General features: G+C 41.8%; 5 protein-coding genes. 2 read left to right on the top strand and 3 right to left on the bottom strand.

Annotated features, from left to right (window positions below; translation table 11 throughout):
- Positions 1–440 precede the first annotated feature (440 nt).
- Positions 441–1,472: a LacI family DNA-binding transcriptional regulator gene (locus tag DWZ61_RS19275; protein WP_118540106.1), complete on the top strand. Its 1,032-nt coding sequence runs from the start codon at positions 441–443 to the stop codon at positions 1,470–1,472.
- A 47-nt stretch (positions 1,473–1,519) separates the two neighbouring features.
- Here DWZ61_RS19275 and DWZ61_RS19270 read toward each other — a convergent pair whose 3' ends face one another.
- The 3 genes from DWZ61_RS19270 to DWZ61_RS20510 form a co-directional block, all read right to left on the bottom strand.
- Positions 1,520–2,392, bottom strand: coding sequence for an ROK family protein (locus tag DWZ61_RS19270; protein ID WP_118540105.1), 873 nt, complete (start codon positions 2,390–2,392; stop codon positions 1,520–1,522).
- A gap of 339 nt (positions 2,393–2,731) precedes the next feature.
- The gene (locus tag DWZ61_RS20515; protein ID WP_347475472.1) at positions 2,732–3,169 is read right to left on the bottom strand and encodes a hypothetical protein; all 438 of its coding nucleotides are present in this window, start codon (positions 3,167–3,169) and stop codon (positions 2,732–2,734) included.
- Positions 3,170–3,223: 54 nt separating this feature from the next.
- Positions 3,224–3,583, bottom strand: a complete 360-nt coding sequence (locus DWZ61_RS20510; RefSeq protein WP_347475471.1) for a hypothetical protein — start codon at positions 3,581–3,583, stop codon at positions 3,224–3,226.
- A 175-nt stretch (positions 3,584–3,758) separates the two neighbouring features.
- On the opposite strand from DWZ61_RS20510, the gene DWZ61_RS19985 reads away from it, so the two are divergent.
- A partial coding sequence (locus tag DWZ61_RS19985) for an ion transporter (protein ID WP_347475473.1) occupies positions 3,759–4,040 on the top strand: 282 nt, incomplete at its 3' end.

The following is a 4,040-nucleotide window of genomic DNA, read 5'->3' as shown; positions in this document are numbered from 1 at the left end:
TAGGTCACAAATGTTTTTCAAAAAACACTTGACTATTTATAGTTTGTCACCTCATTTCGCATAAAAGAAACCGGTTTCATCTTGCTTGTCATTATTTTTACACGTTTTCACTTTTATGTCAATATATCAATTCATATAATCAATATGTTTGTATATTATACTGCATTTTTATTTCTTATATTTGTGTATAACGCACAAAGAAATCGGTTCCTATATTGTTTCTAATCTTCAATTTACATTTCTGTTACAAAATGTTATACTCTTATAGAGTGTTACAAAGCTAAGATCTAAACTCTCATGTGTTCGCACATATACGGGCAAAGAATCTTGGCACCGAAGCAGAGCGGATGTTGGAGTGCGTGGCACGAAACCGATCCGTAGACATTAAAATGGAGGGCTTTTTACCCCGACATCACATTACGAAAACAACAGGAGAAAATATGGCTTCTCAAAAAAAATCAATCACCTTTTCCGATATTGCACAATATACCGGTTTATCCAAAGCAACTATTTCCCGTTACTTTAATCAGCCTTCCTATCTTACACAGGAAAACATCGATATAATTTCAAAAGCCCTGAAAGAGCTGAACTATCAGGAAAACAAGCTTGCCCGAGTTTTTGCAAAAGGCAACAGTGAAATCATCGGTATTATTGTTCCGAACTTTTTTTATCAATTTTACAGTTATTTTCTAAATCATGTACTTAATACATACGAACAATATGGATTCAAATTTATTACTTTTCTTGGAAATAATGATTGCGAAGCAGAGAAAAAATGTTTGAACGAATTACTGGCTTATCAGATCATCGGTCTGATAGACCTAAGCCACAATCTTTCTTCTGAATATCTTTCCAGACTTAATATACCAGTCGTTTCTGTGGAAAGGGAAGACCGTTTTATCAGTAGTGTTAATACTAACAACTATTCTGGTGCGCGAATGGCCGTTGATCTTCTCCGCAGGAACAAATGTGAAATATATTTTCACGTAAACAGCTCTGTCCTACCCGCGGTTCCCGCTTATGGACGTATTCAGGGATTTTCAGATATCTGCTCAACATATCACCTTCCAAATGAGCTGATTCTTCGTCCATTTACAGATAATTATGAAGAATCCTATTCCTGTCTTCTGGATATCTATCAGACGGTCAAGGCTAAATACCCTGGGAAAAGAAAAGGGTTTTTCTTCTGTAACGATACTTATGCACACATATTTTTGAATATACTGGTCAAACACGGAGAGAATATTCCTGATGAATATCAGATCATTGGTTTTGACAACTCTCCAGACTCTTCACAGTCTATCATACCGATCACAACAATAAGCCAGGATATACCTGCTATTGCTCAAAGCGCAATCGATTTAATTGCGCATCAAATTAATCAAAGCAGCATTGACGGGCAGGCAGGCAGTGAATCTATTCAGCACATCATTATACAGCCAACTCTTATCGAAAGAGAAACAACCTCGTAAAATATAAAAAGCTGCTTTTGGCAGCTTTTTATATTTTATATCACATTCTATCGTTTCATTTCATCAAGTCCTATCCTGATGCATCCCATAATTCCCTGATCATCATTCAGGCTATAAGGTACTATATAATTATCTAAATCTCTTACGTACGGTGTATCTACATAATGATTCAACATCTTCTTATACTTCTCGCGGATCATCGCAAATAATTGTTTCTGATGCATTACTCCACCACCCAGTACAATCCTTTTGGGTGAATAAGTCAATGTAAAATCCACCAAAGCCTGAGCCAGATAATAACTTTCTATTTCCCATGCAACGGAATCCACAGGAAGTTCCTTTGCCTTTCTTCCAAAACGCTCTTCAATAGCCGGTCCCGATGCGAGTCCCTCCAGGCAATTGCCGTGATATGGACACCGTCCAGCGTAAGTATCTTCCGGATGTCTACTCAGCAATATATGTCCGGCTTCGGGATGCTGCATACCATGCACCGCTTTGCCGTCCAGAATCACTCCCACACCTATACCTGTTCCTACCGTTATATAGATGCTGCTGTCCAATCCTTTGGTAACTCCATAAGTAGCTTCTCCGATTGCAGAGGCATTTACGTCTGTATCCAGTCCTATTGGAAGCATAAACTCTTTTTTAATGCATCCAAGCAAATCAAAATTTCTCCATGGAATCTTTGGTGTAGACATAATATATCCATAAGTAGGGGATGTCCGATCCAGATCTACCGGCCCAAATGTTCCTATGCCAATAGCGTCTAAAGAATATTGGTGAAAAAATTCCAATATATCGGGCATTGTTTCCTCAGGCTTTCCAGTTGCAATTGAAACTCTTTCTAAAATTTGTCCATTTTCATCGCCAACAGCACATACCATTTTCGTGCCCCCAGCTTCCAATACTCCTATTCTCATTATTTTTCTCCTGTCTAAGTATATTTCAGCATATAAGTAACCGGTTTCTATTTAATAATATGCACGGCTTTATCTGATTGTCAAGTCATTCTGAGCAGCTTTTATACCCAATTTCTTGTACACTACCGCCATTATATCCTTTATCATTTCTATATCTGTCAATGCCTCACGCTCTGAAATTGTTGCGCTTCGATATTCCATCCTTTCTCTCTATGATTGTAAACGACAAGAAACTCTCTTTGCCCGTTTTTACTTAAAAAGCCGCCCTTACGGGATTGCCGCTGTCACAATCTCCGTAAGGGCGGTCCATTATCTCACCTTATTTACTTCCTCCGGGGGCTATACGGTTCCGGAGATCACTAGCGTGCTGACACCGGGGTTGATTCCCCAGGCTCCCGTGGTGGTATCCTGCGTGTAAGTCGCTGCGGGTACGGTGATCTTGCCCGCCACACTGGCGAACATGCCCGTAATCTCATCATAGGTATAATCGGCACCTTCCGTCCATGCGGTACCGTTAAAGGTAGCCGTCAGGTTCTTAAGCACCGGATTAAAGGTATCCGTGATCACCACTCCGGTCTCCTCCGTCGCTGCGGTATTGCCCAGATTCTGGATCACAAACGTATAGGTCAGCGTGCCATTTTCCGTAACGGGTACGGGGCTGACGGACTTCGTGATGGTAAGCAGAGACTGCTCCTCGGCATTAATGATCTCCCGCACCGTAATGGGTGTCACCACATTGGCGGTAATGACTGCCGTGTTGGTGATCGTCGCTTCCACTCCCAGAGGTGCATAGGAATTCAGCTCCGCTTCATAGACAACGATAGCATTGCCCTAGGCGGGAATGGTCAGTCCGCTCACAGTGAGAGGCGGGCCTGCCGTAACCACGGGAGTGGGCTGCAATACGCCGTCAATATAGTATTTAATGGTTCCGGGGATATAGGTTAACGGTGTCAGTTCTCTTTCGCCGAAATCATATTCTCCCAGATCATCCTCCAGTGTTGCTCCGGTAAATGCCGTCTGACCGGAGTTTACAATACTGATAATATAGGTCACATTATCCCTCTGTCCGTAAGTCTCCCGGACTGCCGTCTTGGTAGCCGACAGTACCTCCCGGATCTCTCCTACCACAATGTTCGAATTGGTGACTTCATCACCGTAGCGAAGCTGCGCCTGATTCGTAAATCTTGCCATATATTTTCATCCTTCCATTTTATTCAGGGTTACTATAATATATGACTTTTTCTAACCAGGTTGACAGATTCCGCCATGGGATTTCTTGACTTTCCATTTGGGGGTCGATATGATGGATATATTGATGTGTCTATTCTACAGGAGAAAAGGGCTATGAAGAAAAAAAGTATTTAGCATCCTCCAGATCGGCGATAAAAGCAATCCTCTGAGCCGGCTTTTCGACATTTTTATTGCGGTGGTCATCTGTGCCAATATTCTGGTGACTTTTTTACAGACATTTGACGAACTAACCTTTTTATTTCCTGCATTTCATGTCATAGAAGTCATTACTATCCTGATCTTCTGCGTGGAATACATTCTGCGGATCTGGACTGCGGACTATCTATATCCTGATAAAAACGAGTTCCGCTCCCGGCTGCGGTTTCTGATCTCCTTCGACGGCATTATCGACCTGCTG

Source organism: Clostridium sp. AF34-10BH (assembly GCF_003478095.1).
GTDB classification, from domain to species: Bacteria; Bacillota; Clostridia; order Lachnospirales; family Lachnospiraceae; genus Acetatifactor; species Acetatifactor acetigignens.
Note: the sequence above shows the minus strand (reverse complement) of the source record. Positions and strands in the feature narration are given on the sequence as shown.

Bases quoted from the DNA above. Each gene is read 5' to 3' on its own strand.
- DWZ61_RS20510 (WP_347475471.1), bottom strand. From the start codon at position 3,583: ATGGCAAGATTTACGAATCAGGCGCAGCTTCGCTACGGTGATGAAGTC.
- DWZ61_RS19270 (WP_118540105.1), bottom strand. From the start codon at position 2,392: ATGAGAATAGGAGTATTGGAAGCTGGGGGCACGAAAATGGTATGTGCT.
- DWZ61_RS19275 (WP_118540106.1), top strand. From the start codon at position 441: ATGGCTTCTCAAAAAAAATCAATCACCTTTTCCGATATTGCACAATAT.